This is a genomic window from Photorhabdus laumondii subsp. laumondii (genome assembly GCF_003343245.1).
Classification (GTDB): Bacteria; Pseudomonadota; Gammaproteobacteria; order Enterobacterales; family Enterobacteriaceae; genus Photorhabdus; species Photorhabdus laumondii.
This window is the reverse complement of the sequence record NZ_CP024901.1, coordinates 803,979-830,916: the sequence shown is the minus strand read 5'-3', so window position 1 is coordinate 830,916 and position 26,938 is coordinate 803,979. Positions and strand designations below refer to the sequence as shown.

Annotated in this window: 23 protein-coding genes, 1 tRNA gene and 2 rRNA genes; 6 read left to right on the top strand and 20 right to left on the bottom strand. The window is 44.2% G+C overall.

Annotation, left to right across the window (positions count from 1 at the left end):
- Position 1 precedes the first annotated feature (1 nt).
- Both miaE and PluTT01m_RS03730 read left to right on the top strand, forming a co-directional pair.
- Positions 2-763 (top strand): tRNA isopentenyl-2-thiomethyl-A-37 hydroxylase MiaE, encoded by a 762-nt coding sequence (gene miaE, locus PluTT01m_RS03735; RefSeq protein ID WP_011145096.1) that lies wholly within the window; start codon positions 2-4, stop codon positions 761-763.
- Between the two features lie 481 nt (positions 764-1,244).
- The gene (locus tag PluTT01m_RS03730; RefSeq protein ID WP_011144720.1) at positions 1,245-2,270 is read left to right on the top strand and encodes an IS630-like element ISPlu19 family transposase; all 1,026 of its coding nucleotides are present in this window, start codon (positions 1,245-1,247) and stop codon (positions 2,268-2,270) included.
- A gap of 1,012 nt (positions 2,271-3,282) precedes the next feature.
- Here the strand turns inward: PluTT01m_RS03730 and rpoS are convergent.
- The 12 genes from rpoS to cysG all read right to left on the bottom strand — a co-directional run bounded on the left by rpoS (position 3,283) and on the right by cysG (position 14,004).
- Positions 3,283-4,281 carry an RNA polymerase sigma factor RpoS gene (gene rpoS, locus PluTT01m_RS03715; protein ID WP_011145095.1) on the bottom strand — a complete coding sequence of 333 codons (999 nt, stop codon included), beginning with the start codon at positions 4,279-4,281 and terminating at the stop codon, positions 3,283-3,285.
- Positions 4,282-4,332: 51 nt separating this feature from the next.
- Positions 4,333-5,310, bottom strand: coding sequence for a murein hydrolase activator NlpD (nlpD, locus tag PluTT01m_RS03710; protein WP_041379915.1), 978 nt, complete (start codon positions 5,308-5,310; stop codon positions 4,333-4,335).
- A 169-nt stretch (positions 5,311-5,479) separates the two neighbouring features.
- Positions 5,480-6,106, bottom strand: a complete 627-nt coding sequence (locus PluTT01m_RS03705) for a protein-L-isoaspartate(D-aspartate) O-methyltransferase (RefSeq protein WP_011145093.1) — start codon at positions 6,104-6,106, stop codon at positions 5,480-5,482.
- The gene (gene surE, locus PluTT01m_RS03700; protein ID WP_011145092.1) at positions 6,100-6,864 is read right to left on the bottom strand and encodes a 5'/3'-nucleotidase SurE; all 765 of its coding nucleotides are present in this window, start codon (positions 6,862-6,864) and stop codon (positions 6,100-6,102) included. The genes PluTT01m_RS03705 and surE overlap by 7 nt, the downstream gene beginning before the upstream one ends.
- Complete coding sequence (gene truD / locus PluTT01m_RS03695) at positions 6,842-7,891, bottom strand: tRNA pseudouridine(13) synthase TruD (RefSeq protein WP_011145091.1); 1,050 nt, start codon at positions 7,889-7,891, stop codon at positions 6,842-6,844. Before truD ends, surE begins: the two co-directional genes overlap by 23 nt.
- 3 nt (positions 7,892-7,894) lie before the next feature.
- Positions 7,895-8,368 carry a 2-C-methyl-D-erythritol 2,4-cyclodiphosphate synthase gene (gene ispF, locus PluTT01m_RS03690; protein ID WP_011145090.1) on the bottom strand — a complete coding sequence of 158 codons (474 nt, stop codon included), beginning with the start codon at positions 8,366-8,368 and terminating at the stop codon, positions 7,895-7,897.
- Between the two features lie 13 nt (positions 8,369-8,381).
- Positions 8,382-9,113 carry a 2-C-methyl-D-erythritol 4-phosphate cytidylyltransferase gene (gene ispD, locus PluTT01m_RS03685; RefSeq protein ID WP_011145089.1) on the bottom strand — a complete coding sequence of 244 codons (732 nt, stop codon included), beginning with the start codon at positions 9,111-9,113 and terminating at the stop codon, positions 8,382-8,384.
- 5 nt (positions 9,114-9,118) lie between these two features.
- Positions 9,119-9,439, bottom strand: coding sequence for a cell division protein FtsB (gene ftsB / locus PluTT01m_RS03680; RefSeq protein WP_011145088.1), 321 nt, complete (start codon positions 9,437-9,439; stop codon positions 9,119-9,121).
- A gap of 146 nt (positions 9,440-9,585) precedes the next feature.
- On the bottom strand, positions 9,586-10,218 hold the full coding sequence (gene cysC / locus PluTT01m_RS03675) for an adenylyl-sulfate kinase (protein WP_011145087.1): 633 nt from the start codon (positions 10,216-10,218) through the stop codon (positions 9,586-9,588).
- A gap of 1 nt (position 10,219) precedes the next feature.
- Positions 10,220-11,662 carry a sulfate adenylyltransferase subunit CysN gene (cysN, locus tag PluTT01m_RS03670; protein WP_041379914.1) on the bottom strand — a complete coding sequence of 481 codons (1,443 nt, stop codon included), beginning with the start codon at positions 11,660-11,662 and terminating at the stop codon, positions 10,220-10,222.
- 11 nt (positions 11,663-11,673) lie between these two features.
- On the bottom strand, positions 11,674-12,582 hold the full coding sequence (gene cysD, locus PluTT01m_RS03665) for a sulfate adenylyltransferase subunit CysD (protein ID WP_011145085.1): 909 nt from the start codon (positions 12,580-12,582) through the stop codon (positions 11,674-11,676).
- Positions 12,583-12,591: 9 nt separating this feature from the next.
- Positions 12,592-14,004, bottom strand: a complete 1,413-nt coding sequence (cysG, locus tag PluTT01m_RS03660) for a siroheme synthase CysG (RefSeq protein ID WP_011145084.1) — start codon at positions 14,002-14,004, stop codon at positions 12,592-12,594.
- A gap of 267 nt (positions 14,005-14,271) precedes the next feature.
- Between cysG and PluTT01m_RS03655 the strand changes: the two genes are divergently transcribed.
- Positions 14,272-14,547, top strand: coding sequence for a type II toxin-antitoxin system HicA family toxin (locus PluTT01m_RS03655; protein WP_011145083.1), 276 nt, complete (start codon positions 14,272-14,274; stop codon positions 14,545-14,547).
- Complete coding sequence (locus tag PluTT01m_RS03650) at positions 14,544-14,900, top strand: type II toxin-antitoxin system HicB family antitoxin (protein WP_011145082.1); 357 nt, start codon at positions 14,544-14,546, stop codon at positions 14,898-14,900. Before PluTT01m_RS03655 ends, PluTT01m_RS03650 begins: the two co-directional genes overlap by 4 nt.
- A 105-nt stretch (positions 14,901-15,005) precedes the next feature.
- Here the strand turns inward: PluTT01m_RS03650 and PluTT01m_RS03645 are convergent, their stop codons facing one another.
- From PluTT01m_RS03645 to cysJ, 3 genes are read right to left on the bottom strand one after another with little or no spacing between them, the layout of a single operon-like run.
- Complete coding sequence (locus tag PluTT01m_RS03645) at positions 15,006-15,740, bottom strand: phosphoadenylyl-sulfate reductase (RefSeq protein ID WP_011145081.1); 735 nt, start codon at positions 15,738-15,740, stop codon at positions 15,006-15,008.
- Positions 15,737-17,467, bottom strand: a complete 1,731-nt coding sequence (gene cysI / locus PluTT01m_RS03640) for an assimilatory sulfite reductase (NADPH) hemoprotein subunit (RefSeq protein ID WP_011145080.1) — start codon at positions 17,465-17,467, stop codon at positions 15,737-15,739. The genes PluTT01m_RS03645 and cysI overlap by 4 nt, the downstream gene beginning before the upstream one ends.
- Positions 17,467-19,269: an NADPH-dependent assimilatory sulfite reductase flavoprotein subunit gene (cysJ, locus tag PluTT01m_RS03635; RefSeq protein WP_011145079.1), complete on the bottom strand. Its 1,803-nt coding sequence runs from the start codon at positions 19,267-19,269 to the stop codon at positions 17,467-17,469. Before cysJ ends, cysI begins: the two co-directional genes overlap by 1 nt.
- A gap of 266 nt (positions 19,270-19,535) precedes the next feature.
- Between cysJ and queD the strand changes: the two genes are divergently transcribed.
- Positions 19,536-19,898, top strand: coding sequence for a 6-carboxytetrahydropterin synthase QueD (gene queD, locus PluTT01m_RS03630; RefSeq protein ID WP_011145078.1), 363 nt, complete (start codon positions 19,536-19,538; stop codon positions 19,896-19,898).
- A 44-nt stretch (positions 19,899-19,942) separates the two neighbouring features.
- Here queD and queE read toward each other — a convergent pair whose 3' ends face one another.
- Complete coding sequence (queE, locus tag PluTT01m_RS03625; RefSeq protein WP_011145077.1) at positions 19,943-20,614, bottom strand: 7-carboxy-7-deazaguanine synthase QueE; 672 nt, start codon at positions 20,612-20,614, stop codon at positions 19,943-19,945.
- Between the two features lie 170 nt (positions 20,615-20,784).
- Here queE and PluTT01m_RS03620 point away from each other — a divergent pair, with 170 nt between their 5' ends.
- Positions 20,785-22,170 (top strand): amino acid permease, encoded by a 1,386-nt coding sequence (locus PluTT01m_RS03620; RefSeq protein WP_011145076.1) that lies wholly within the window; start codon positions 20,785-20,787, stop codon positions 22,168-22,170.
- Between the two features lie 275 nt (positions 22,171-22,445).
- Here the strand turns inward: PluTT01m_RS03620 and PluTT01m_RS03615 are convergent, their stop codons facing one another.
- The 4 genes from PluTT01m_RS03615 to PluTT01m_RS03600 all read right to left on the bottom strand — a co-directional run bounded on the left by PluTT01m_RS03615 (position 22,446) and on the right by PluTT01m_RS03600 (position 26,900).
- The gene (locus PluTT01m_RS03615) at positions 22,446-23,228 is read right to left on the bottom strand and encodes an endonuclease/exonuclease/phosphatase family protein (RefSeq protein ID WP_011145075.1); all 783 of its coding nucleotides are present in this window, start codon (positions 23,226-23,228) and stop codon (positions 22,446-22,448) included.
- A gap of 139 nt (positions 23,229-23,367) precedes the next feature.
- Positions 23,368-23,444: transfer RNA gene (locus PluTT01m_RS03610), tRNA-Asp, on the bottom strand.
- A 202-nt stretch (positions 23,445-23,646) separates the two neighbouring features.
- Positions 23,647-23,762 (bottom strand): 5S ribosomal RNA (rrf, locus tag PluTT01m_RS03605).
- 119 nt (positions 23,763-23,881) lie between these two features.
- Positions 23,882-26,900 (bottom strand): 23S ribosomal RNA (locus tag PluTT01m_RS03600).
- Between the last annotated feature and the right edge of the window lie 38 nt (positions 26,901-26,938).

Here is a 26,938-nt window from a genome sequence, read left to right as displayed (position 1 = left end):
CGTGTTTGACAAAAACCTTTTACAACCGATATACCATTTTTTGCAATGTGAAACCCCGAATTTGTGGGTAGATAAAGCAAAGCAGCCTGAAAATTTACCTGTGCTTCTACGGGATCATCTATTATGCGAACTGAAAGCAGCACAGAGCGCTATGTTTTTGATCCGAAAGTATGCAGTAGATCAGCGAAGTGAGGATACACTTCTGGCATGGTTTAAACCTTATGAAGATTTTGCTTACAAGAAAATTGGCGATCTCAATTCACTAAGAGGTCAAAACCAAGCGACCAAACAGATCACCGCCAAAGCTAATTCACTCTATAGCCAGGATCTGATTGATAAAATGGTATTGCTGATTAAAGAAGAGTTACATCACTTCTATCAAGTGCTAGAAATCATGGACGCACGCGATATCAACTATGAAAGCATTACTGCCAGCCGTTATGCTAAAGGCATGCTTAACCATATCATCAACCATGAACCTTATACATTGGTCGATAAACTGATTATCGGCGCTTATATTGAGGCGCGTTCTTGTGAACGCTTCGCCAAATTGGCCCCTCATTTGGATGAAGATCTGAGTAAATTTTATATCTCGCTGCTGCGCTCTGAAGCACGTCACTACCAAGACTATCTTTCACTAGCGCAATCTATTGCTAATGAAGATATTACCGAACGGGTAAACTATTTTGGCCGTGTTGAAGCTGAATTGATTCAAAATCCAGATAGCGATTTTAAATTTCACAGTGGCATTCCTGTAATTTGAACTGAATGTAGATTGATTAACAAAAGAAAGGTGAGCTTATACTCACCTTTCAAATCGATGACAAACCTCGTTCAAAATAACGAGGTTTATTTTTCCTTTTAAAAATGTTCAGACCCCTTTTCCCCATTAGGTTAATTTGATTAACCACGAATGCGCTATTGTGAGCCATAAAAATAACCAGACTTAAATGGTGAGTTTTTTATTAATTTATTCTATCCAATTGTACTGATAACGATACATGCCATTTTAATACTACTATACCCGTCATCTTTCAAGTTGCCTCTTTGTTGGCTGCACTCGCTCACCCCGGTCACATAGTTACCTATGCTCCCGGGGATTCGTTCCCTTGCCGTCGCGAAGCATCTTGAAATCCATAGGGTATATATGAAATATAAAATAATTTCATATCGATAAAAATGTATATACCCGTAATCATTGAAGATGCTTGATTTTATCCGAAATGGAGATCATTATCCTCGCTATGAAAATATTCATTACCGATGAACAAAAAGCCGAACTTGAACATCTCCATCACACCTGCCGTGATAAGAGGGAGTGTGATCGCATCAAAGCGGTCCTGCTGGCCTCTGAAGGCTGGAGTTCAGTGATGATCGCTCAGGCCCTGCGTCTTCATGAAATGACCGTTAACCGTCATATCAGCGATTACCTTAATCAAGGTAAACTTAAATCTGATAATGGGGGGTCTGATAGTTTGCTTTCTCAAGAACAAACTGATTTTTTAATCAATCACTTATCTCAACATCTTTTCCATCACACCCATGAAATCGTGGCCTATGTTGCTCAGCTCTGGAATATTACCTTTAGCATTCCCGGCATGAATAAATGGCTACACCGTCAGGGTTTTTCTTATAAAAAACCTTGTGGCGTCCCTCATAAATTCGACGCAGAAAAACAGCGACAATTTATTGAATATTATGAGAATCTTAAAGTCACAGCGAAAGACGAACCCATCCTTTTTCTTGATGCTGTTCACCCGACTCAAGGCACCAAACTCGGTTATGGCTGGATGCGAAAAGGCGAGAAAAAAACAGTAAAAACAACAGGAAGCCGGACTCGCCTGAATATATTGGGCGCGCTCAACCTGAATGCCATTGGTCGTACGGTGTTCCAGGAATATCAAACCATCAATGACTACAACATTTGCTGTTTTTTCAATGAAATAAGAAAGTCTTATCCTGACTATCATCAAAAAATTCATCTTATTGTGGATGGGGCGGGTTACAACAAAGCTCATCTTGTTAAGGAGTGGGCTTATGTTAGCAATATTGAGTTACATTACCTTCCTCCCTATAGCCCAAATTTAAACCCAATAGAGCGATTATGGAAGGTCATGAATGAACAGGTTCGAAATAACCGTTATTTTGCGGATAAACATGAATTTCGAGACAACGTCTTCAAATTTTTCACCACAACGCTACCGGATATAGCGGACTCGCTGATGTCTAGAATTAACGACCATTTTCAGGTGCTAAAAACTGCATCTTGAAGTTTCTTGGGTATATGATAATAAAATCAAGCCACTAATTGATAAACAATAGCAGATATTTACTGTCGTGCATTTAATGCACGACATAATATAGGAACTCAGATAGATTTAAAAAAAAGTAAAGTAGCAACGGAGAAAAAATATCAACTAAAATAAAAACAATAATACTTGCCACCGATGAAATTAGTGTTTTTTTTACGTTTTTATCTAAAATAAAAAAATAACTAACCGTTAAAAATAATAGAAAAAAAACAATGGTATCAATGATTCGTGATAACAAAAATATCATTCCGCATCCTTTATTGAAAAATTTTTCTTTAGATTATACAGTCAATTTTATTAAAACTATTAAGTTTGCATAGTAATCAAAATAGTGACTTGTGACACAACTCTCAATTATTTTCGATTAAATTTATTGACGCGTCGTTTAGGTTCATAAGGGCAACCTCAAGTCGGCTGGTAACTACTTAGACTAGATTTCCTTCTCTCTCTGGACTGCCACCAATCGAGCATAGAATCTCTGGAGAGGCAGATAAAACCACTAAGTAGAAGGGTTCACCGCAATTTGTCGCACTGATAATAAAATCATCTTCATTTTTTCACCAAAATAGCTGACACAGAACGTGTAGCCCACCAACAATTTTCTCAAAAATTTGTCCCATTTTTTCGTATACACCTGCCTTACGGGAGCATTGTGAATAATGCCCCGCATGAATGTTTGACCTGTTTGAATAACTGGCATCATTGCTAGCGCAAATCAGGGCACTAATTAACACAATTCACCACACAACTTCCCGACAAAGGAAATCAGGAAAGGAGTCAAAAAAGGGGCGTTAATCACATCACTGCAATTTAAGTATCAGAAATCTTTGATTGAAATTTACTATCATCATCTAAGACAAAATTAGGAGAATCCTACCGGGTACTGAAGAACCTGATAATACCAAGCATCAACAATGCAAAAGCAGGGACAACAGCTCTTCAGAACCCAAGTAGCCAAACTATTCAACAATTAAGTACGGAATAACGCTTCAATATTCAAACCTTGAGTTTGCATAATATCTTTCAGACGTCGCAAACCTTCGACCTGGATCTGACGCACTCTTTCCCTTGTCAAACCAATCTCTTTGCCCACATCTTCCAGCGTTTCAGCCTCATATCCCAAAAGACCAAAACGACGCGCTAATACTTCACGTTGCTTCGAATTCAACTCAAACAGCCATTTGACGATACTCTTTTTCATATCGTCTTCTTGTGTTGTTCCCTCCGGCCCGGTTTCATTCTCATCCGATAAAACATCCAATAGGGCTTTATCAGAATCACCGCTAATGGGGGTATCAACCGAAATGATACGTTCATTCAATCGCAACATACGGCTTACGTCATCAACTGGTTTATCCAGTTGCTCTGCTATCTCTTCCGGGCTAGGTTCATGATCCAATTTATGGGCAAGTTCTCTTGCTGTACGCAAGTAGACGTTGAGCTCTTTAACAATATGGATTGGCAACCGAATAGTACGGGTTTGATTCATAATCGCCCGTTCAATGGTTTGCCGAATCCACCATGTTGCATAGGTAGAAAACCTGAACCCGCGCTCCGGGTCAAATTTTTCAACAGCACGAATAAGGCCAAGATTACCTTCTTCAATCAAATCAAGAAGAGCTAAGCCTCTATTACTATAACGACGAGAAATTTTGACAACCAATCGCAAGTTGCTTTCGATCATTCTCTGGCGGGCCAGAACATCACCACGTAATGCCCGCCTTGCGAAAAAAACCTCTTCTTCCGCCGTCAGCAAAGGAGAAAAACCAATTTCGCCGAGATAAAGCTGTGTTGCATCAAGAACCCGCTGGCTCATGCCCTGCAATACATCTAAATCATTCTCAAAATCAGTTAGATCATCCCCATCGTTCTTCAATAATTTCTCATCGAAGTCGTCAGCTTCAATACCACTTTCATCTAAATCCGCATCATCATACAACTCGTTAACTTTCAGCGTATTTTGGCTCATAAGCTGCCCCTACCCATGATAATGCAGGCAGAATTCAGCATTCTGCCCAGTTTATCGCTGCGGAAGATAACGCAGCGGGTTTACGGATTTTCCCTTGTAACGAATTTCAAAGTGTAATCTTACAGAACTGGTACCCGTGCTACCCATAGTGGCAATTTTTTGCCCCGCCTTGATGTCCTGTTGCTCACGAACCAGCATTGTATCGTTATGAGCATAGGCACTCAGGTAGTCATCGTTATGTTTTATAATTATTAGATTTCCATATCCACGTAAGGCGTTTCCGGCGTAGACAACTCGACCACCTGCTGTTGCAAATACTGACTGGCCCCTGCTACCTGCGATATCAATCCCTTTGTTACCCCCTTGGGTATCAGAGAAACTCTCAATCATTTTACCTTCAGCCGGCCACATCCAACTGCTGACAGCGCTGTTTCCGCTGCTTGCGGTTGTCGTCGGTGATTCTAAATACGTATTGCTTACTGTTGACGTAGTTGCCCTTGGCAACATTTTTACACTCTTTTGCTTCCCGGAATTTGCAGGATACGCATTAGTTGATTGAGAATCAACCAGGGTTGTTTGAATTTGATTATGGTTATAAGTGGTTAACATCCCGCTACTACCGGTCCTCAAAGTCTGCCCCACCGTCAAACTGTAAGGTTCTGAAATATTATTTTTGCTCGCAAGATCACGAAAATCACTCCCTGTGATCCAAGCAATATAGAACAGAGTATCACCATGTTTGACTGTATAAGTATTGCCGTTATAGCTACCTTTAGGAATACTGTCATAATCACGGTTATAAACGATTCTCCCCTGCAAATTGCTATCAGCCGCACCCATTGACGAAGGTGAAGATGGCATTGGCGTAGATACAGCAGAATTGCCGGAAGATATTACCGGATAACGACTCCCGCTGTTTTGTTTTTGATCAATACTAGTGATAGGTGCAGGGCGAGTTGGTGTATTTGTACAGCCGACTAACCAGACTCCCATCAATAAACACGTTACAATCCGCTGTATTTTTTTCATTGGGCTTCCCGAATTCATATTTCCTTCCCCCATAACGGCAAAGATAAGCGTAAAAATTAATAATTCTTAAAGGTTATACATAACCACAAAAATCTCAAAACGAAAATAATTTCGCTTATTAAAGCAAATATAACCATTAATTGAAAAATAGTTGCAATAGACTATGAATTTAAGCCAGTTCCCCTTGCACAAGAGGCACAAAGCGCACAGCTTCGATCACTTCACTATGAAAACCATTGCCATGACGTTTCACGGATTTAAGAATTTGTGTATGCTCGCCAACGGGCAAAACCATCACTCCACCATCAGTAAGCTGAAGCATCAATTCTTGTGGGATATACGGAGGCGCTGCGGTCACAATAATAGCATCAAATAACCCACGCGACGGCCATCCTTGCCAACCATCTCCATGTCGGGTTGAAACATTATGCAAATCGAGCTGTTTCAACCGCCGTTTAGCCTGCCACTGTAAGCCCTTGATCCGTTCTACCGAGAAAACATGTTTGACCAAATGCGCTAATATTGCTGTCTGATAACCAGAGCCGGTACCAATTTCCAAAATCTTAGCATCTGGTGTTAATTGAAGCAGTTCAGTCATACGGGCAACAATATAAGGCTGAGAAATCGTTTGCCCATAACCAATAGGCAAAGCCGTATTTTCATACGCTTTATGTGCCAGTGCTTCATCGACAAAACGTTCTCTAGGCACAGCAGAAATGGCGGCCAGTAAACGTTCATCTTCTATTCCCTGCTGGCGTAATTGTGTCAGCAAATTTTTCATTGCCCGACTCAGCATTCTCCATCAACCTCAGCTTTAGCTAACCAATCTCTTACTAACGCCTGCGCTTTATACGCAGTCAGATCTACCTGTAATGGCGTAATAGAGACATATCCCTGTTCCACCGCCGCAAAATCTGTTTCAGGGCCAGCATCATGTTTATCTCCCGGTGGCCCCAACCAGTAAAGCATGTTGCCTTTCGGATCTTGCATAGAATAAACTTCTTCCGCGGCATGGCGGCTACCACAACGTGTTACCCGAAAACCTTTAATGTGCTCAAGTGGCAGATCAGGAACATTCACATTTAAAATATTACCCGCCCTCAACGGCGTTGTTTGTAGCATTTGTAGCAAACGACAGGTGATTTCTGCCGCTGTTTGGTAATGCAATTCACCATTCAGTGAAATAGCCAATGCCGGCAACCCCAGATGGCGGCCTTCCATTGCCGCCGCAACCGTTCCGGAATAAATTACATCATCGCCAAGGTTGGGGCCGCGATTAATACCAGAAACAACGATCTCAGGACGCGGAAGAACCAGCCGATTAACACCGAGATAGACACAATCTGTTGGTGTACCACCCAATACCGAAATGTCACCATTCTCCAGCGTATTAACACTTAATGAACGATCAAGGGTCAATGCGTTAGATGCACCACTCCGATTACGATCAGGTGCAACAACCTGCACATGATAATTTTCTCGCAATGCTGCTGCTAAAACCTGAATCCCTGGTGCAGTTACACCATCATCATTACTCAACAATATTCGTAACATTATTTTGATCCTGATTGATAATTTCCCTGACCACACTGGTAGCAAAACTGCCAGCGGGTAACCAGAAACTGATTTTCACCGTGTCATTATCTTGCCATTGCCAACTCAGATTCTGAGGCTGCACCAGAATCGCCCTACGGCAACCCTCCACCCTTTCACGCTTGATAAGTTCCCACAACGATTCATAAGGCTGCAAATATTGTCGTTCAAAATCCGCAGCTTGGTGCTGTGTTCCCAATTCACCGTCACCAGGCAGCGGTGCAGTTATTTGTAATTCTCCATCGATCACCCGCTGTTGCAATAAAGGCAATTCAGTTTCGTCAGCAACAAACCAACTACCACGCCCTGTTAATTGTAGGGCGTCACCCTTTATTACCTGTTGTTGCTGTTTCAGAGCAATCCGCGCACTGGCTACCGCATTAAACATAGCACTACGACTCGCTGACAGATAAAAACTGCGTTTACTTCTCTCTTTTACTCGGATTTCATTATTCGCCCAACGCTGCGCTTGAATCAGATTCTGCCCATCCCGACCAAAACGCTGTTCACCAAAATAGTTAGGCACGCCACCTTGCTGAATCAGCCGTAATCTGTTTTCAACCAATTGGTGATGACTGATTTCCCGCAAAATCAGCGTAAATGAGTTTCCTTTCAATGCGCCAATGCGTAGTTTACGTTTCTGACGGGCTGTCGTCAGAATTTCACATCCCTCAAGCTGAAACGAGGCAAAATCAGGTTCCTGTTTGCCCGGTAAGTGCAAACAAAACCACTGTTCTGTCACGGCATGACGGTCTTTTAAGCCAGCATAACTGACCGATCTAGACGGTATACCAGCGAAACGAGCAAGGCTATCTGCAACAAATTGGGTATTACAACCCGTTTTACGAATATGCACCATTAAGTGCTCACCTTCTCCATCTGGAGAAAATCCCAAATCTTCACAGACAATAAAATCTTCCGGCGAAGCCTTTAATATCCCCGTCGCTTCTGGTTGCCCATACAGCCAATTTAATTCAGCCAATACCATCAATTATTCCTTAACCAGCAAAGCAACCGCTTCGCAAGCAATACCTTCTTTACGCCCAACAAATCCCAATTTCTCGGTAGTTGTGGCTTTAACATTGATATCATCAATGTGACATTGCAGATCTTCTGCCAGATTGACTCTCATTTGTGGGATATGCGGCAACATTTTAGGTGCTTGAGCGATAATCGTAATATCCAGATTGCCAATCCGATAGCCCTTTTCTCTGATACGTGAGTAGGCTTCGCGCAATAATTTACGGCTATCCACCCCTTTAAACGCCGGATCAGTGTCTGGGAATAATTTCCCGATATCGCCCAATGCCGCAGCACCTAACAAAGCGTCCGTTGCCGCATGGAGAGCAACATCACCATCGGAATGCGCCAACAACCCTTGTTCATAAGGAATACGAACACCGCCGATAATAATCGGCCCTTCACCACCAAATTTATGTACATCGAAACCGTGTCCGATCCTCATGATGCCTGTTCCTTTATTTTCTAGACAGATAAAATTCTGCCAATGCCAAATCCTCAGGGCACGTGACTTTTATATTATCCGAACGCCCGTTAACCAACACCGGTTGATAACCACAATATTCCAGTGCGGAAGCTTCATCTGTAATATTAGCGTGTTGAGAAAGTGCTTTTGATAAACAATCCCTTAGTAACATCAATGGGAAAAACTGCGGTGTCAGTGCGTGCCAGAGATCTTGCCGTTCTACTGTATGGTCAATAATCTGACCAACCCGTCCGCGTTTCATCGTATCGCGGACCGGCGATGCCAGAATACCACCGCATGCCATATTTCCCTGTTCATCGGCTTCTGCTAATTGTAACAAACGGTCAAGATCGTCATGGTGTAAACAAGGGCGGGCAGCATCATGCACTAAAACCCAACAATTATCATTGCCAGTCACATGAGCCAGATGATTTAAACCAGCCAGCACAGAATCTGCTCGCTGTTCACCACCGGTTACCGTAGTAATACGCGAATCTGATACAACCTCAAGAGATTGAAACTGTGTGTCCGTGGGATTTAAAACAATCACAACATGCCGAATACGAGGATGATCAAGTAATGCAGACAAGGTGTGCTCAATAATAGTCTTTCCAGCAATAGACAAGTATTGCTTTGGGCAATCCGAATTCATTCGGCTACCAATACCCGCTGCTGGTACCAAAGCAATAATATCAGCACTGGAACGAAGTAATAGATTGTTCATTTTAATTATTGAGTATTATTTGGAGTCGAGGGACGCGAAGTGTTTTCTTTAGATTTATCAATGATTAAACGATAGAAAGTTTCACCCGGTTTGATCATACCCAATTCACTACGGGATCGCTCTTCGATGGCTTCCTGTCCACCCGTAAGATCATCAATTTCCGCCGATAACTGATCGTTACGCGCTTTAAGTTTGCTGTTATTACGCTCTTGCATCGCAACATCATTCTTAACTCGCACATAATCATGAATGCCGTTTTTACCCAGCCACAGTGAGTACTGTAGCCATCCAAGTAAAACCAGTAATAGTAGCGTCAGTTTACCCATTTCCGCCCCCTGAAATATCTGTCAATCATCCCATAACTCAAAGAATGACGCCACTATCACAAAACAGGGTAGGAGAAAAATAGTTGAATGAAGCTATTTTACACAAGCACATCACTGAAAACGCAATAATGTGCTTTTTGTTGACGTTATCCGTGATGAATCCTTGAGCGTATAATGCCGCTCTTTTTCAATTCCACCAGCAACTGAGTCACGGAGGTTTCAACGGATTGCTGGCCTGGAAGATAAATCTCCGGGCTATCGGGAACCTCATAGACTGAATCAATCCCCGTGAAATGACGAATTTCACCAGCACGGGCTTTTTTGTACAATCCTTTCGGATCACGGGATTCACAAATTTCCAGTGGTGTATCGACAAAAACTTCAATAAATTGCCCCGGTTCCAACAGTTCACGAACCTTTTTCCGCTCTGCTTTATAAGGGGAGATAAAAGCCGTCAGCACGACTAAACCCGCATCGACCATCAAACTGGCAACTTCACCCACACGGCGGATATTTTCCTGCCTATCCTGTTCGGAAAAACCCAAATCACGACAAAGGCCGTGACGCAAGTTATCGCCATCAAGCAAATAAGTTTTTATTCCCCGTTGAAACAGGGCCTGCTCTAAGGCCCCAGCCACAGTGGATTTCCCTGAACCCGATAAACCAGTGAACCAAATAACCAATGCAGGATGTCCATTTTCAACCTCCCGCTGCGCTCTGGTCAGTTGATGTGGATGCCAGACAACATTTTCTAATGGCAGATTTTCAATGTCAGCCAATTTATTTACCTCCCAGTAAATCTCTGGCTCCCCAATGAGGGAAATGACGACGAATCAACCGATTCAATTCCAGTTCAAATTCGCTGAATTCTTTTGGCCCTTCATAAACGTCTGTCTGAATTTCACGTACCAACCCTGCACCAACAGTGACATTAGTCAGTCGATCGACCAAGATAATGCCGCCAGTGTCGCTATTTTGCTGATAGCTATCGAGCATTAATGGCTCTTCAAAAGAAAATTCCACCGATCCGATGGCATTTAATGGTAAATCAACAGCCACCCGTTGTGTCAGGTGAGTAATATCCACTTGATATTGAATGTTCTCAACTTTCCCACGGCTCTTTTTACCCGCCACTTTAATATCAAGGTTCTGCCCCTGCACCAAAGGCTGTTCAGACATCCATACCACATCCACCAGTGCATGCCGGGTAACCATCATCTCATCATCGGCAGAAATCAGCAGATCACCTCGACTGATATCAATTTCGTCTTTCAGCACCACCGTAATGGCTTCACCCGGAACAGCAAAATCCAAATCACCATCAAAAGTCACAATCCGCTCCACCTGTGAGCAGATACCCGATGGCATGACTTTAACTTTCTGCCCTTTACGTAAAATCCCAGATGAAAGTGTGCCACTGTAACCACGAAAATCGAGATCAGGCCGGCTAACATACTGTACCGGGAAACGCAGTAACTGCTTCGAGGCTTCCTTCTTTACATCAACTGTTTCAAGGATATCCAACAACGTTGGCCCTTCATACCAATCCATATTACGACTTATAGTGACGATATTATCGCCATCAAGTGCCGAGATTGGGACAAAATGAACGTCCAAATTTGTCGGCAATTGGCCAGCGAAATTCATATAATCCTGTTTGATCTGATTAAAAACCTCCTGACGATATTCCATCAGATCCATTTTATTCACCGCGACCACCAAATGGCGAATACCTAACAATGTACTGATAAAACTGTGACGACGGGTCTGCTCCTGAACACCTTTACGCGCATCAATCAACAGAATAGAGAGATCACAGGTCGATGCCCCCGTTGCCATATTACGGGTGTACTGCTCATGTCCCGGCGTATCAGCAATGATAAATTTACGTTTTTCTGTGGAAAAATAGCGATAAGCCACATCAATGGTGATACCCTGCTCGCGCTCCGCAGCAAGACCATCCACCAATAAAGCCAGATCTAATTTTTCACCCTGGGTACCGATACGTTTACTGTCATTCTGCAATGTTGAAAGCTGATCTTCGTAGATCTGACGGGTATCATGTAACAAGCGTCCAATCAGAGTACTTTTGCCATCATCCACGCTGCCACACGTCAGGAAACGCAGTAATCCTTTCTCTTGTTGAGCGTGCAGATAAGCTTCCACACCGCCCTGTTGTTTAATTTGATGAGCAATGGTTTCATTCTGTGCAAGCGCTGACATGGTTGTTCTCCTTAGAAATAACCTTGACGTTTTTTCAGTTCCATAGAAGCAGATTGATCACTATCAATCAGCCGCCCTTGCCGTTCACTTGTCGTCGATATCAGCATCTCTTCAATAATTTCCGGCAATGTTTCAGCATCAGATTTCACTGCACCCGTCAGCGGCCAACAACCGAGAGTACGGAAACGAACTTTGCGCTGGCTGATAACCTCGCCCGGTTTCAGATCGATCCGATTGTCATCAACCATAATCAGCGTCCCCTCACGCTCCAATACCGGACGTAATTTGGCAAAATAAAGAGGAACAATATCAATTTGCTCCAAATAGATATATTGCCAGACATCCAATTCAGTCCAATTAGACAATGGGAATACGCGAATACTTTCACCTTTGTTAATCTGGCCGTTGTAATTGCGCCACAATTCAGGACGCTGGTTTTTAGGGTCCCAACGATGTGAGCGATCTCGGAAAGAATAGATCCGCTCCTTAGCCCGCGATTTCTCCTCATCACGACGAGCGCCGCCGAAAGCAGCATCAAAACCATATTTATCCAGTGCCTGCTTTAACCCTTCCGTTTTCATGATGTCAGTATGTTTGGCACTACCATGCACAAATGGATTAATTCCCATTGCTTCCCCTTGCAGGTTACGATGCACCAACAGTTCAAAGCCGTAATTCTTCGCAGTACGATCACGAAATTCGTACATTTCACGAAATTTCCATCCCGTGTCCACATGCAGCAAAGGAAATGGCAATGTTCCCGGATAGAACGCCTTGCGTGCAAGATGAAGCATGACCGAAGAATCTTTACCGATAGAGTAAAGCATCACCGGGTTTTCAAACTCGGCGGCCACTTCCCGTATAATATGAATACTTTCAGCTTCAAGTTGCTGCAAGTGTGTCAATCTTTTCTCATCCATTACAACTCCTTATGCAAAATCGACTACTGCCGGACGGCTTATCTTGGCAATAGATTGCTGCCCAAACCAAGCTATCTGATGGTGAAGTTGAGCCACCTCTCCCACCACTAGTAAGGCCGGCGACGGGGCCTGCTGTGCTAACTGTTCCAGTTCAAGCAAAGTGCCGGTTAACACTTGCTGCTCTAAACGAGTACCACAACCAATGACGGCTACCGGTGTATCTTCCGCTCGCCCATGTAAAATTAATTGATGACTTATCAAGGCGGCTTTGACCGTCCCCATATAAATCACCAGAGTCTGATGACCTCTGGCTAAAGCCGGCCAATCCAGCTCATTCCCCTTTTCTCGGCAATGACCTGTAATAAAAGTGATACTCTGTGAGTGTTCCCTGTGAGTCAAAGGAATACCCGCGTAAGCCGTCGCTCCGATGGCGGCAGTAATTCCCGGTACAACCTGAAAAGGAATGCCTGCTGATGCTGCAACCTGTAATTCCTCACCACCACGGCCAAAAATAAAGGGATCACCGCCTTTAAGACGAACGACTTTTTTCCCCTGTCTGGCAAATTTCACTATCAATCGGTTAGTCTCCTCCTGAGAAACAGAGTGATTACCCGCTCTTTTGCCAACGCAAATTTTATCTGCATCACGGCGAATCAAATCCAGTACATCACTGCTGACCAGATGATCATAAAGCACCACATCAGCCTGCTGAATAACCTGCAATCCCTTTAGCGTCAGTAATCCCGGATCACCAGGACCAGCCCCAACCAGAGCCAGTTCTCCCTGCAAATCAGACTGTTCTAGTTGTTGCTCAAGCTGTTTTTCCGCCTGCTGGATTTGACCGTTTGCAACCAACATAGCGAAACGACCATTGAAAGCCTGTTCCCAAAAAGAACGACGCTGGCGCATGGAAGTTAATCGCTGTTTTACTCGCTCACGCCACTTCCCGGCGATTTTTGCCATCGTACCAAGACTGGAAGGTAGTAATGCCTCCAGTTTCTCCCGGATTAAACGCGCTAATACCGGCGCTTTTCCCGCTGATGAGATCGCCACCAAAACCGGAGAACGGTCAATAATTGATGGAAAAATAAATGAGCAATGAACTTGATCATCAACGACATTGACCAAAATACTGCGCTTATCAGCTTCAGAAAAAACCTGATGATTTAGAATACGATCATCAGTCGCAGCAATAACTAAAAAGATGCCATCAAGATATTCAGGTTGGAACTCTCCCTGATACCATTCCAACTCACCAGCTTGATAACGCTGTTGTAATTCAGAGCACAATTCAGGCGCGACAACCTGTAATAATGCACCTGCCCGTAGTAGTAGAGTCGCCTTACGTGCGGCCACCTCTCCACCACCGACAAGTAATACAAGCCGCCCTTTCAGCTCAACAAATATCGGTAAGTAATCCACAATTGCCCTTGATATCCAGTGAAATATTTATAAGTACTGAAACTGTTTCGAATGAATATATGAGTCAGCGGTAAAGTTATAAAATGACAAAAAAGAATTTGATGTTCTGTAATGGAATATAGCCAACCTCTCTAGAACAGGGCTAGTGTGTTTTTTTGCACTACATCGCTAAGGGCAGGAAAAGTAAATGACTTCAAAATTTGACTTCATATGTCATTGAGTTCAATATAACTTCATAATCTGACTTCACAGAAAGCAATACGAGAAATGAAAGAACAGGTTTCAATGCTCAGGAAGAGGCAAAAAAATACGTTGGAGCAGATATTTAAAATGCCTGTTCCTGCGGGAATTAAGTGGTCTGACGTGGAATCACTCATAATCGCTCTGGGAGGTGAGGTTAAAGAGGGGAAAGGTTCACGTTGCAGGCTGTTGCTAAACGATAGTATTGCCAGATTTCACCGTCCACATCCCTCACCAGATACTGACAAAGGGGCCGTCGTCAGCCTACGAGAATGGTTAGAAAGCATAGGAGTTGAGCCATGAAGATGACAGTACAAAATACAATGGTAATAGCCGGACAGCAGGCTATTATTAGCTACGTGCCAGAAATTGGCATGTTCAGGGGTAAATTTTTAGGGCTGTCTGGTTATTGTGATTTTATCTCTGATAGTATTCAGGGGTTGCAAGATGAGGGTAAAATATCTCTACATGAATATCTTGAAGATTGTAACGCATCAGGTATTGAACCTTATGCAAGGCAAGAAAAAATCAAAACATTTACTCTGCGCTACCCCGAATCATTTGGAGAGCGATTGCATTGCGCAGCAGCCGAGCATCAGATTTCGGTGAATGCGTTCATCATTGAAACTTTAAATGAACGAATGAAACACGCGTAAAAATCCGACTAAATTGTCTTTCAGACTATTTATATTAATCATCACCCTCGCCTTAAAACAAAGCGAGGGCTTTATCATCAATCCCACTCAGGAAATACCGGTTTTTTAATTCTCATGTAACCCACATTCTCGCTTCAAGCCAAAAAAACGGGTTTGTTCTTCACTCATGCCCGGTTCCCATTTTTGAGTTGTATGGATGTCACCAACAGAGAGATAACCCTGTTCCCATAATGGATGATATTCCAAGCCATGTTTTGTCAGATATTGATGCACACGCCGGTTATCCCAGTCGATAATCGGCAAAATCTTAAATACTCCCCGCTGTACAGCTAAAACCGGTAATTTTGATCGACTTTCAGATTGCTGACGGCGTAAACCAGCAAACCAACTTTGTGCTCTCAGATTTTTCAAAGCCCGATTCATTGGTTCAACCTTATTAATCTGATTGTAACGCTCTATTCCCTCTACGCCTTGCTCCCACAATTTCCCATAGCGAGCTTCCTGCCAGGCCGGGGAATGCTCAGCACTGAATACTTGCAAATTCAGTTTCAGTTGCGTTGTGAGTTTATCTATGAATTGATAAGTTTCAGGGAATAGATAACCGGTATCAGTAAGTATGACCGGAATATCAGGATATTCTTGTGTCACTAAATGAAGACATACCGCCGCCTGAATACCAAAACTGGAGGAAAGAACAAACTCCCCTGGCAAATTTTCCAATGCCCAGTTTACTCTCTGGTGAGCATCCATCATTTCAAGCCGAAGATTAATCTCAGCCAGTGATTGCTCTTGTTGTTCAGCAGTCATACTAACACATTGAGATAAGCTGAATTGGCTCATACCGCCTCCTGCCAATCGTAAAAATCGCGGGCTGAATCCAGTACCGGCTTGATAATATCCGTGCGGATCAGGAAATCACCAAAACCTTCATTTGGCTGCCGACCTGTCGCCCAACGCCCAATAAGTTCATCCATGATGGATAAAATCGCTTGTGAGCTGATATTTTCTTTATACATGCGTGGAATACGGGTACCAATCCGATTACCACCAAGATGAAGGTTATAACGATCAAGCGCTTTGCCAACTAGCCCTACCTCCGCCAACATCGCTCTAGCACAACCATTCGGACAACCCGTCACCCGCAAAACAATATGTTCATCACCAATACCGTGTTTATTCATCAATTGTTCAACATGAGTGACAAACTCCGGTAAAAAACGTTCAGCCTCAGCCATTGCCAATGGGCAAGTTGGGAAAGAGACACAGGCCATTGAGTTTTTACGCTGAACTGTGGTTTTATCGTCAATCAATCCATGCCGACAGGCGATAGTTTCAATGCGTTGTTTCTCACTTTCAGGAATACCAGCAATGATTAAGTTCTGATTGGCCGTCAGGCGAAAATCCCCTTTATGTATTTTGGCAATTTCAGCAACACCGCTTTTCAGCGGCTTGCCGGGGTAGTCCAAAAGGCGACCATTCTCAATAAACAGTGTCAAATGCCATTTATCATCGATACCTTTCAGCCAGCCAATTTGATCACCACGACCAGTAAATTCATAAGGTCGGATTGCCTCAAATTTCACGCCAGCGCGTCTCTCTACCTCTGCTTTAAAAGTCTCAACACCAACCCGCTCCAACGTATATTTGGTTTTGGCATTTTTACGCTCAGTCCGGTTACCCCAATCACGCTGAGTTGTCACCACAGCTTCCGCAATTGCCAACGTATGCTCAAGCGGGATATAACCAAACTCACTCGCCATACTTGGATAGGTATTTTTATCACCGTGAGTCATCGCCAAACCACCACCCACCAACACGTTAAAACCAACCAACTTGCTACCTTCTGCAATAGCAATAAAATTCAGATCGTTGGCATGCAGATCAACATCATTCTGTGGAGGAATAACTACCGTGGTTTTGAATTTACGCGGCAAATAAGTCGAGCCAAGAATCGGCTCTTCATCGGTCGTTGCGACTTTTTCTTTATCCAACCAGAGTTCAGCATAAGCACGGGTACGTGGCAGTAAATGTTCTGAGATTTTCTTCGCCCATTCGTAAGCTTGCTGATGTAGCTCTGATTGAATAGGATTCGAGGTACAAAGCACATTGCGATTAACGTCATTCGCCGTCGCGAGCGAATCCAGCCCAACTTGATTCAGCAATTGATGCGCAAGTTTTACTTTCCCTTTTAAAATGCCATGAAATTGAAATGTCTGGCGGTTAGTCAACCGGATACTGCCATAAAGGGTATTCTCTTCAGCAAACTTATCAATGCCCAACCATTGCTGTGGCGTAATCACGCCACCCGGCAGACGGCAGCGCAACATTATTGCATGACGTGGCTCCAGTTTTTGCTCAGCGCGTTCAGCACGGATATCACGATCATCCTGCTGATACATGCCATGAAAACGAATCAACAGGAAATTGTCCCCTTCAAAACCTCCCGTCAAGCCATTAGTTAAATCTTCACTAATCGTACCTCGCAGAAAATTACTCTCCTGCTTCATACGCTCACTGTCAGCCAGTTTACCTTCGACAATAAAAGGACCATGTTGTTTATCGTTCATTAGTACACATCCCTCTGATAACGGCGCTCAAAGCGCAGTTCACTTAAGAATTCATCTGCCTGTTCGGTATCCATGCCGCCATGCTCAGCAATAATATCCAATAACGCATGTTCCACATCTTTTGCCATGCGGTTTGCATCACCACACACATACAGATGTGCACCTTCCTTAATCCAGCACCATACCGCTTCACCCTGCTCACGCAGTTTGTCTTGGACATAAATTTTATGCTGCTGATCACGGGACCATGCCAGATCAATACGGGTTAACAGGCCATCTTTGACATAACGCTGCCACTCCACTTGATAGAGAAAATCTTCAGTAAAATGTGGATTACCAAAGAACAGCCAATTTTTCCCTTCAGCGCCATCAGCTTCCCTTTGCTGCATAAATGCCCGAAATGGTGCAATTCCGGTTCCCGGCCCAATCATGATGACAGGCGTGCGTGGATCGGCAGGCAGACGAAAATTATCGTTATGCTCAATAAAAATACGAATATCACTATTTTCCTGTAAGCGATCTGCCAGATAGCCGGATGCACCGCCAGTGCGGGCCCGTCCGTCAATTTCATAACGAACCACACCAACTGTAAGATGAACTTCATTTTCCATTTCTGCCTGAGAAGAAGAAATTGAATAAAGTCTTGGTGTCAAAGGCCGTAGCAAATCAATAAATTGCTGCGCCTCTGGTTGAGAAGCCGCTTCCCTTATCATATCGGCAATCGGCTTGTTGTGAGCGTATTGTTGTAATGCTTGTTTATCAGCAATCAAAGAAAGTAATTTTTCATCTTTCGCGAGAACGGCGTATTTTTCCACAATCACACTGGTATTTTGGGTTAGCTCAACATGGCTGATCAGCGCTTCTCTCAATGACAATTTCTGACCATTAACCTCAACTTGTTCTGTTCCCTGCAACCAGAGCAAATTCAACACTTCATCCACCAGCTCCGGATCATTTTCAAACCAAACACCCAAAGCATCACCTGGCTGATAACGCAAACCTGAATCACCCAGATCAATTTCAATATGGCGAACATCTTTATCAGAACCACGACCCGTTATTTTCTGGCAAGTAGCTAAAGCCGCAGTCAATGGTGCCTGTTTAGTATAAGAAGTTGAAAAAACTTCATTTACCGATCTGTCCTGTGCAGAAGTAATCTCAGTTCCTGTCTCAGTTGGAATACGCTGTTTCAGGATTCCAGTTAATTGTTTACGCCACTGATCCGCAACCTGCTGATATTCGACATCACCATCTACACGCTCCAGAAGCCGTTGAGCGCCTAATTCATTCAGACGATTATCGAAATCTTTTCCAGCCTGGCAAAATCGCTCATAAGAGGTATCACCCAGACCAAAAACCGCAAATACCGTATCATTCAGCTTCGGCACCTTTTTAGAATAGAGATATTTATACAATGCAACCGCTTCCTCAGCAGGTTCTCCTTCACCTTGGGTAGAAGCAATAATTATCAGTATCTTTTCTTGAGCAATTTGTTTGAATTTATAATCACCGGCATTGAATAGATTGACATTGAGTTTCTGTGCCAACAAATCCTCACGGAGCTGCTCAGCTAAACGACGAGCATTACCGGTTTGTGAAGCTGAAATTAATGTAATCGTCTCCTGTGCCGGAACCGCCGGAACCACAGCCTGAACCTGTGGTTGTTGATTCACCATTCCCCAAAAATAACCAGACAACCAGGCTAATTGAGTTGGTGAAAAATCCCCAATCTCCGATTGCAAACGCACTAGCTGTTCAGGTGAAACCGGAAGAAGTGAAATTGAAGGTGGTTTTATGCTCATGTCCTGTGCTGCCCTTTACGATTACCAATGTCCGTTATTTTTAGTAGAAAAAATAAATAGGGATGGTTTGTAAGGTTATCTCAGCGACTTGTGACTATTTAAAGAAACTATCGCAATATCAAATAACCAAAACGCCTAACCATATTTACAGATTTAATATATCTATAAAACAGTTAATAAGAGCAATAGCAAAAAAATGAAAAAACCAGGTTTAATTCAGAAGATCGGGTAGAATAGCGGGTTTTTTGAAGTCAGGGAGAACCACTATGAGCACAACGATTTTTAAAGATTTTCAGTTTGAAGCTGCCCACCGTCTGCCACATGTCCCAGAAGGCCATAAATGCGGTCGCCTGCATGGACACTCATTTATAGTACGACTGGAAATTACCGGGGAGGTCGATCCTCATAGTGGCTGGATTATGGACTTTGCCGATTTAAAAGCCCTATTCAAGCCTGTTTGGGAACAGCTAGATCACCATTACCTGAACGATATCCCTGGACTGGAAAATCCAACCAGCGAAGTATTGGCAACCTGGATTTGGCATAAAGTTAAACCAATAGTTCCACAACTCAGTGCCGTTATGGTGAAGGAAACCTGTACTGCGGGATGTATTTTCCGCGGCAAATGAAACAACTTACTGCACCAGGAAACCTCCAGTGCAGTAAGCTTTTCTCAGGCGATATTCAAATATTTATGTGTTTGCATAGAAAATCGCCAATTACGGGCAATACAGGTTTCAATACATAAACGGGTAGCTTCTTCTTTCTGGCTAATCGGTTGCAATGCAATAATACGTGATGAGTTGTCATTTAATGTCGCTAATAACTCATCCAATGCTTCAATATCCCTTTCCCTCGCAACTGGATATTTTATTTCATTAGCTCTCTGCAAAGCCTGCTGCAATATCCGGTAACCACCACGCATGTTAACTTTTGGTGAAACCGTCACCCAAGTAGCAGCAGAACATTTAACATGATACGTACCACTGGTTTCTATCTGGCATTGGTAGCCAAGACTTTCTAACTCTTCGGTCAGAGGAATAAGATCATAGAGACAAGGCTCACCACCAGTAATAACAACGTGGCGTGCGGTATATTTCTGTTGAACAAACAGCGCTGTAATTTGCTTAGGAGAAGCTTTACTCCATTCATTGCTTTCACTCGTCTTCAGCAAAATTGTTTCCAATGTCCGTTGCTTTTCCACTTCTTTCTCCCAAGTGTGTTTAGTATCACACCAGCTACAACCAACCGGACACCCTTGTAGACGAATAAAAATTGCCGGGACGCCGGTAAAAAAACCTTCTCCCTGCAATGTCTGGAATATTTCGTTAATCGGGTAAAACATACAAATCTCTGGTTTCATTAGGCAAGGGCGCATTATTGCAGATATCTATCCCTCGAACATCAATCTTTATGATAAGGTACGGGGTTTGCTTCGCTTAGCTAACATGCGACTTGTCGAGGCATTGTGTGCTTAAAATATATCTAGCACTGAGAAAGTGACAGGAATAAATAATGCAGAATAATGAAACTCAGCTGAAACGGGGTCTAACCGGGCGGCACATCCGCTTTATGGCATTAGGCTCCGCAATAGGCACAGGGCTGTTCTATGGCTCCGCAGCTGCTATTCAGCAAGCTGGACCCGCCGTATTACTCGCCTATTTAATCGGCGGTGCTGCCGTATTTATGGTGATGCGTGCATTAGGTGAAATGGCTGTTCACCATCCAGTAGCCGGTTCTTTTTCACACTATGCCAGCCATTACCTCGGACCTTTAGCCGGATTTCTAACCGGATGGAATTATATATTCGAAATGCTGATCGTCTGCCTGGCTGACGTTACTGCATTTGGTTTTTATATGAAGCTCTGGTTCCCCCATGTGGAGCAATGGATCTGGGTACTAAGCATTGTCTGCTTTATTGGCGCAATTAATCTTTGTCATGTGAAGATTTTCGGTGAAATGGAATTCTGGCTTTCGATTGTGAAAGTCACCGCAATTATCGCTATGATTATCGGTGGCATGATTATCATGATCTATGGATTCGGCCAAGAAACAGATCATGCAACCGGCATTGCCAGTTTGTGGGAATATGGCGGTTTTATGCCTAATGGCATCAGTGGTGTGATAGCGTCACTCGCTATTGTGATGTTTGCTTTTGGTGGTATTGAAGTCATTGGTATTACTGCCAGTGAGACCAAAAACCCCGAGAAAACAATTCCAAAAGCAATCAACGCTGTCCCTTTCCGTATTCTGCTGTTCTATGTACTGACTCTGTTTATTTTAATGTGTATTTATCCGTGGAATCAGATCGGTCAAGAAGGTAGCCCATTCGTACAGATTTTTTCTAGCTTGGGTATCAATTCTGCTGCCAACATTCTCAATATTGTAGTGATTACTGCCGCAATTTCAGCAATCAATAGCGATATTTTTGGTGCTGGTCGTATGATGTACGGCATGGCCCAAGAAGGACAAGCGCCTAAATCATTCACCAAGCTGAGCCGTAATGGCGTACCCTGGATGACTGTAATCGTTATGTCAGCAGTTCTCTTAATTGGCGTTATACTCAACTATATGATTCCGGAAGAAATTTTCGTTATCATTGCCTCTATCGCGACATTTGCTACTGTATGGGTATGGTTAATGATCCTACTTTCTCAGGTTGCTATGCGCCGCAAAATGAGCAAAGAAGAAGTTAAGACCTTGAAATTCCCCGTACCTATGTGGCCAATAGCGCCAGCATTAACCATTATCTTTATGGTATTTGTTATTGTATTACTGGGCTATTTCGAGAAAACCCGCATTGCATTAATTGTGGGAATCACATGGGTAATCTTATTATCAATCACCTACTTCTTTAGCAAAAAGAAAAATATTTCTCAAATCCATCAGATAAATAAATAATTTTCATTCATAAAAAATGCCAGATTAATCTGGCATTTATTTTAATTTACCCAAATGAAATATATTTAATATTTATCTCAATATAACTTACACATATTAATTAAAATAATTTATATATTATTTTAATAGAAATAAATTTTATTTTTAAAATATAAACCCATCAAAACAGATAATAAACAGTTACAATAAAGTAATAATGATATAATGTTTTTTCAATGAATTAAATAAGAATTTAATTCATAAAAAATAGATGGATATATTCTTATAATAAAGAGTTAATAAAAATTCACAACAAGAGGATTATGATCGGAGGCATCAGTAGGTATCACAATAGCATTAGCGATATTCAACTCTCGGTAAAAAATAAAATCTAAAGGTCTACCAAATGCGATTGTTCGATAGTCATCAGTAAAAGATACTTCTTCAAGGTGTAAATATCTGGTAAAACGTTTTAAAGCATTTAATCGTTGCTTACTCCATGCATTAAAATCACCAGCCATAATGACTGGGCCATTATGTAAACGAACATGAACACCAATATTATTCAACTGGCGGCTATACACATCCACACCAAAACTGAAATTTATCGCATGCACATTAATAACCATTAACTGACGATTATCTTGTAAAAGATAAACAGTGATGAGAGCGGACTTAGATAAACGTAAAAGAGGCTCTTTCTCTCTCAATGGGCAACAATAGACAGGATGAGAAGTTGCTAACGTCATTACACCAGAGGGGTGTTGTGGTAATAGAAATGCGGGAACTTGATCAGATATTAGGTAATTTGAGGTAGCAAATTCAACTAAATCAGGAGTTGTCTGCGCTTCTTGTAATAAAATCAACTGGCTTTCGTTAGTCAGCTCTTTCAGAACCTTTCGCCATGAAGGACGCTGCTGTTTATAGATATTCCATACAACAACCCTAAGCTCATTTGTACCAGTGATCAAAGGAGTACCTACAGGTAATGTATTCCCAAGCTGATGAGTCGACATAGGAAAGACACGTTCAACAGGTTGTCCAGCAACATATCTTATCGCATAGGTTTTTTTTACCACGTAAAAAACCTCTTAAGTACAAAATAACTATAAAAACTATCCGATTCTATCAAATATAATAAGGTAATTATTGATTTTAATACTCATAAACAGCAAAAAACCCTGAAATTTCTCTCAGGGTTTTCTCTGCAAATTAAGGTGGCGGTGCGGACGGGGCTCGAACCCGCGACCCCCGGCGTGACAGGCCGGTATTCTAACCAACTGAACTACCGCACCACCGAATTCTCTTTGATTTATATCGCTGTTACGACATAAAACTTAAATATCAAGCTTGGCAGCTTACAAACGGCTTTCCTGCCGTTTGCTCTTCGGGCCGTCGCCCCTCGCGACGTTCAAATCCGTTCCCGACGGAGTTACCCTACTCGCTACCACTGGGGCCTTGTATTGCTTTTCTATCGCCATACAACGCAAAATTAAAGCCTGGCAGTGTCCTACTCTCACATGGGGAGACCCCACACTACCATCGGCGCTACGGCGTTTCACTGCTGAGTTCGGCATGGGGTCAGGTGGGACCACCGCGCTATCGCCGCCAGGCATATTCGGTTTTCTTCCGGCCGTTGTCGCTCTTCTGCCACAACCACCCGAATCAATCTCTGAACAAGCGAAAAATCTCTCTCTGCTGTCTTCCGACACCAAAACACCTTCGGTGTTGTAAGGTTAAGCCTCTCGGTTCATTAGTACTGGTCAGCTCAATGCATCGCTGCACTTACACACCCAGCCTATCCACGTCTTCGTCTTAAACGTTCCTTCCGTGACCTCAGTCAGGGGAAGACTCATCTCAAGGCAAGTTTCCCGCTTAGATGCTTTCAGCGGTTATCTCTCCCGCACTTAGCTACCGGGCTATGCCATTGGCATGACAACCCGTACACCAGCGGTGCGTCCACTCCGGTCCTCTCGTACTAGGAGCAGCCCCTTTCAATCTTCCTGCGCCCACGGCAGATAGGGACCGAACTGTCTCACGACGTTCTAAACCCAGCTCGCGTACCACTTTAAATGGCGAACAGCCATACCCTTGGGACCTACTTCAGCCCCAGGATGTGATGAGCCGACATCGAGGTGCCAAACACCGCCGTCGATATGAACTCTTGGGCGGTATCAGCCTGTTATCCCCGGAGTACCTTTTATCCGTTGAGCGATGGCCCTTCCATTCAGAACCACCGGATCACTAAGACCTACTTTCGTACCTGCTCGAACCGTCACTCTCGCAGTTAAGCTGGCTTATGCCTTTGCACTAACCTCACGATGTCCGACCGTGATTAGCCAACCTTCGTGCTCCTCCGTTACCCTTTGGGAGGAGACCGCCCCAGTCAAACTACCCGCCAGACACTGTCCCCGGCCCGGTTTACGGGCCCAGGTGAGAACATCGAACATTCAAGGGTGGTATTTCAAGGATGGCTCCATGCAGACTGGCGTCCGCACTTCTCAGCCTCCCACCTATCCTACACATCAAGGCTCCATGTTCAGTGTCAAGCTATAGTAAAGGTTCACGGGGTCTTTCCGTCTTGCCGCGGGGACACTGCATCTTCACAGCGAGTTCAATTTCACTGAGTCTCGGGTGGAGACAGCCTGGCCATCATTACGCCATTCGTGCAGGTCGGAACTTACCCGACAAGGAATTTCGCTACCTTAGGACCGTTATAGTTACGGCCGCCGTTTACTGGGGCTTCTGTCAAGAGCCTCGCCTTGCGGCTAACCCCATCAATTAACCTTCCAGCACCGGGCAGGCGTCACACCGTATACGTCCACTTACGTGTTTGCACAGTGCTGTGTTTTTAATAAACAGTTGCAGCCAGCTGGTCTCTGCGACTGGCTTCAGCTCCGGAGGCAAACTCCTTCACCTACCGCCAGCGTGCCTTCTCCCGAAGTTACGGCACCATTTTGCCTAGTTCCTTCACCCGAGTTCTCTCAAGCGCCTGAGTATTCTCTACCTGACCACCTGTGTCGGTTTGGGGTACGATTCAATATGACCTGGTGCTTAGAGGCTTTTCCTGGAAGCCGGGCATCAACCACTTCACCGCCGTAGCAGCTCGTCATCACGCCTCAGTGTTCACAGAAGAGCGGATTTGCCTGCTCCTCCCACCTACACGCTTAAACCGGGACAACCGTCGCCCGGATGGCCTAGCCTTCTCCGTCCCCCCTTCGCAGTCACATTCAGTACAGGAATATTAACCTGTTTCCCATCAGCTACGCCTCTCGGCCTCACCTTAGGGGTCGACTCACCCTGCCCCGATTAACGTTGGACAGGAACCCTTGGTCTTCCGGCGAGCGGGTTTTTCACCCGCTTTATCGTTACTTATGTCAGCATTCGCACTTCTGATACCTCCAGCAGGCCTCACAGCGCCACCTTCTCCGGCTTACAGAACGCTCCCCTACCCAATAACACTTGCGTGTCACTGCCGCAGCTTCGGTGCATGGTTTAGCCCCGTTACATCTTCCGCGCAGGCCGACTCGACCAGTGAGCTATTACGCTTTCTTTCAATGATGGCTGCTTCTAAGCCAACATCCTGGCTGTCTGGGCCTTCCCACATCGTTTCCCACTTAACCATGACTTCGGGACCTTAGCTGGCGGTCTGGGTTGTTTCCCTCTTCACGACGGACGTTAGCACCCGCCGTGTGTCTCCCGTGATACCATTCTTCGGTATTCGCAGTTTGCATCGGGTTGGTAAGCCGGGATGGCCCCCTAGCCGAAACAGTGCTCTACCCCCGAAGATGAATTCACGAGGCGCTACCTAAATAGCTTTCGGGGAGAACCAGCTATCTCCCGGTTTGATTGGCCTTTCACCCCCAGCCACAGGTCATCCGCTAATTTTTCAACATTAGTCGGTTCGGTCCTCCAGTTAGTGTTACCCAACCTTCAACCTGCCCATGGCTAGCTCACCGGGTTTCGGGTCTATACCCTGCAACTCTTTCGCCCAGTTAAGACTCGGTTTCCCTGCGGCTCCCCTATCCGGTTAACCTTGCTACAGAATATAAGTCGCTGACCCATTATACAAAAGGTACGCAGTCACCCCACCCCAAAACGCTCCACTGCTTGATTGGTGTGTTGGGCGTCGCTGCCGCTCCGCCAACCGTCATCAGTGCTGCTGTTACGCATTTTGTGCACCACGCAAAGTGAAACGCTTTGGTGGTGGGGCTCCCACTGCTTGTACGTACACGGTTTCAGGTTCTCTTTCACTCCCCTCGCCGGGGTTCTTTTCGCCTTTCCCTCACGGTACTGGTTCACTATCGGTCAGTCAGGAGTATTTAGCCTTGGAGGATGGTCCCCCCATCTTCAGACAGGATTTCTCGTGTCCCGCCTTACTCATCGAACTCACAGCCATACCATCTTCGAGTACGGGGCTGTCACCCTCTCTCGCCGGCCTTTCCAGACCGTTCCTCTGATGCTATCGCTGATGCAGGTTCTGGGCTCCTCCCCGTTCGCTCGCCGCTACTGGGGGAATCTCGGTTGATTTCTTTTCCTCGGGGTACTGAGATGTTTCAGTTCCCCCGGTTCGCCTCATTAACCTATGAATTCAGTTAATGATAGTGCAACGCATTGCACTGGGTTTCCCCATTCGGACATCGCCGGCTCTGTCGCTTCATATCAGCTTACCGACGCTTTTCGCAGATTAGCACGTCCTTCATCGCCTCTGACTGCCTAGGCATCCACCGTGTACGCTTATTCGCTTAACCTCACAACCCGAAAGAGTCTCGGATTGTTCAGCTTGAGA

Excerpts from the sequence above, each read along its gene's own strand:
- PluTT01m_RS03730 (WP_011144720.1), top strand. The coding sequence starts at position 1,245 with ATGAAAATATTCATTACCGATGAACAAAAAGCCGAACTTGAACATCTC.
- rpoS (WP_011145095.1), bottom strand. The coding sequence starts at position 4,281 with ATGAGCCAAAATACGCTGAAAGTTAACGAGTTGTATGATGATGCGGAT.
- nlpD (WP_041379915.1), bottom strand. The coding sequence starts at position 5,310 with ATGAAAAAAATACAGCGGATTGTAACGTGTTTATTGATGGGAGTCTGG.
- PluTT01m_RS03705 (WP_011145093.1), bottom strand. The coding sequence starts at position 6,106 with ATGCTGAGTCGGGCAATGAAAAATTTGCTGACACAATTACGCCAGCAG.
- surE (WP_011145092.1), bottom strand. The coding sequence starts at position 6,864 with ATGTTACGAATATTGTTGAGTAATGATGATGGTGTAACTGCACCAGGG.
- truD (WP_011145091.1), bottom strand. The coding sequence starts at position 7,891 with ATGGTATTGGCTGAATTAAATTGGCTGTATGGGCAACCAGAAGCGACG.
- ispF (WP_011145090.1), bottom strand. The coding sequence starts at position 8,368 with ATGAGGATCGGACACGGTTTCGATGTACATAAATTTGGTGGTGAAGGG.
- ispD (WP_011145089.1), bottom strand. The coding sequence starts at position 9,113 with ATGAACAATCTATTACTTCGTTCCAGTGCTGATATTATTGCTTTGGTA.
- ftsB (WP_011145088.1), bottom strand. The coding sequence starts at position 9,439 with ATGGGTAAACTGACGCTACTATTACTGGTTTTACTTGGATGGCTACAG.
- cysN (WP_041379914.1), bottom strand. The coding sequence starts at position 11,662 with ATGTCAGCGCTTGCACAGAATGAAACCATTGCTCATCAAATTAAACAA.
- cysD (WP_011145085.1), bottom strand. The coding sequence starts at position 12,582 with ATGGATGAGAAAAGATTGACACACTTGCAGCAACTTGAAGCTGAAAGT.
- PluTT01m_RS03655 (WP_011145083.1), top strand. The coding sequence starts at position 14,272 with ATGAAAGAACAGGTTTCAATGCTCAGGAAGAGGCAAAAAAATACGTTG.
- PluTT01m_RS03650 (WP_011145082.1), top strand. The coding sequence starts at position 14,544 with ATGAAGATGACAGTACAAAATACAATGGTAATAGCCGGACAGCAGGCT.
- PluTT01m_RS03645 (WP_011145081.1), bottom strand. The coding sequence starts at position 15,740 with ATGAGCCAATTCAGCTTATCTCAATGTGTTAGTATGACTGCTGAACAA.
- cysI (WP_011145080.1), bottom strand. The coding sequence starts at position 17,467 with ATGAACGATAAACAACATGGTCCTTTTATTGTCGAAGGTAAACTGGCT.
- cysJ (WP_011145079.1), bottom strand. The coding sequence starts at position 19,269 with ATGAGCATAAAACCACCTTCAATTTCACTTCTTCCGGTTTCACCTGAA.
- queD (WP_011145078.1), top strand. The coding sequence starts at position 19,536 with ATGAGCACAACGATTTTTAAAGATTTTCAGTTTGAAGCTGCCCACCGT.
- queE (WP_011145077.1), bottom strand. The coding sequence starts at position 20,614 with ATGTTTTACCCGATTAACGAAATATTCCAGACATTGCAGGGAGAAGGT.
- PluTT01m_RS03620 (WP_011145076.1), top strand. The coding sequence starts at position 20,785 with ATGCAGAATAATGAAACTCAGCTGAAACGGGGTCTAACCGGGCGGCAC.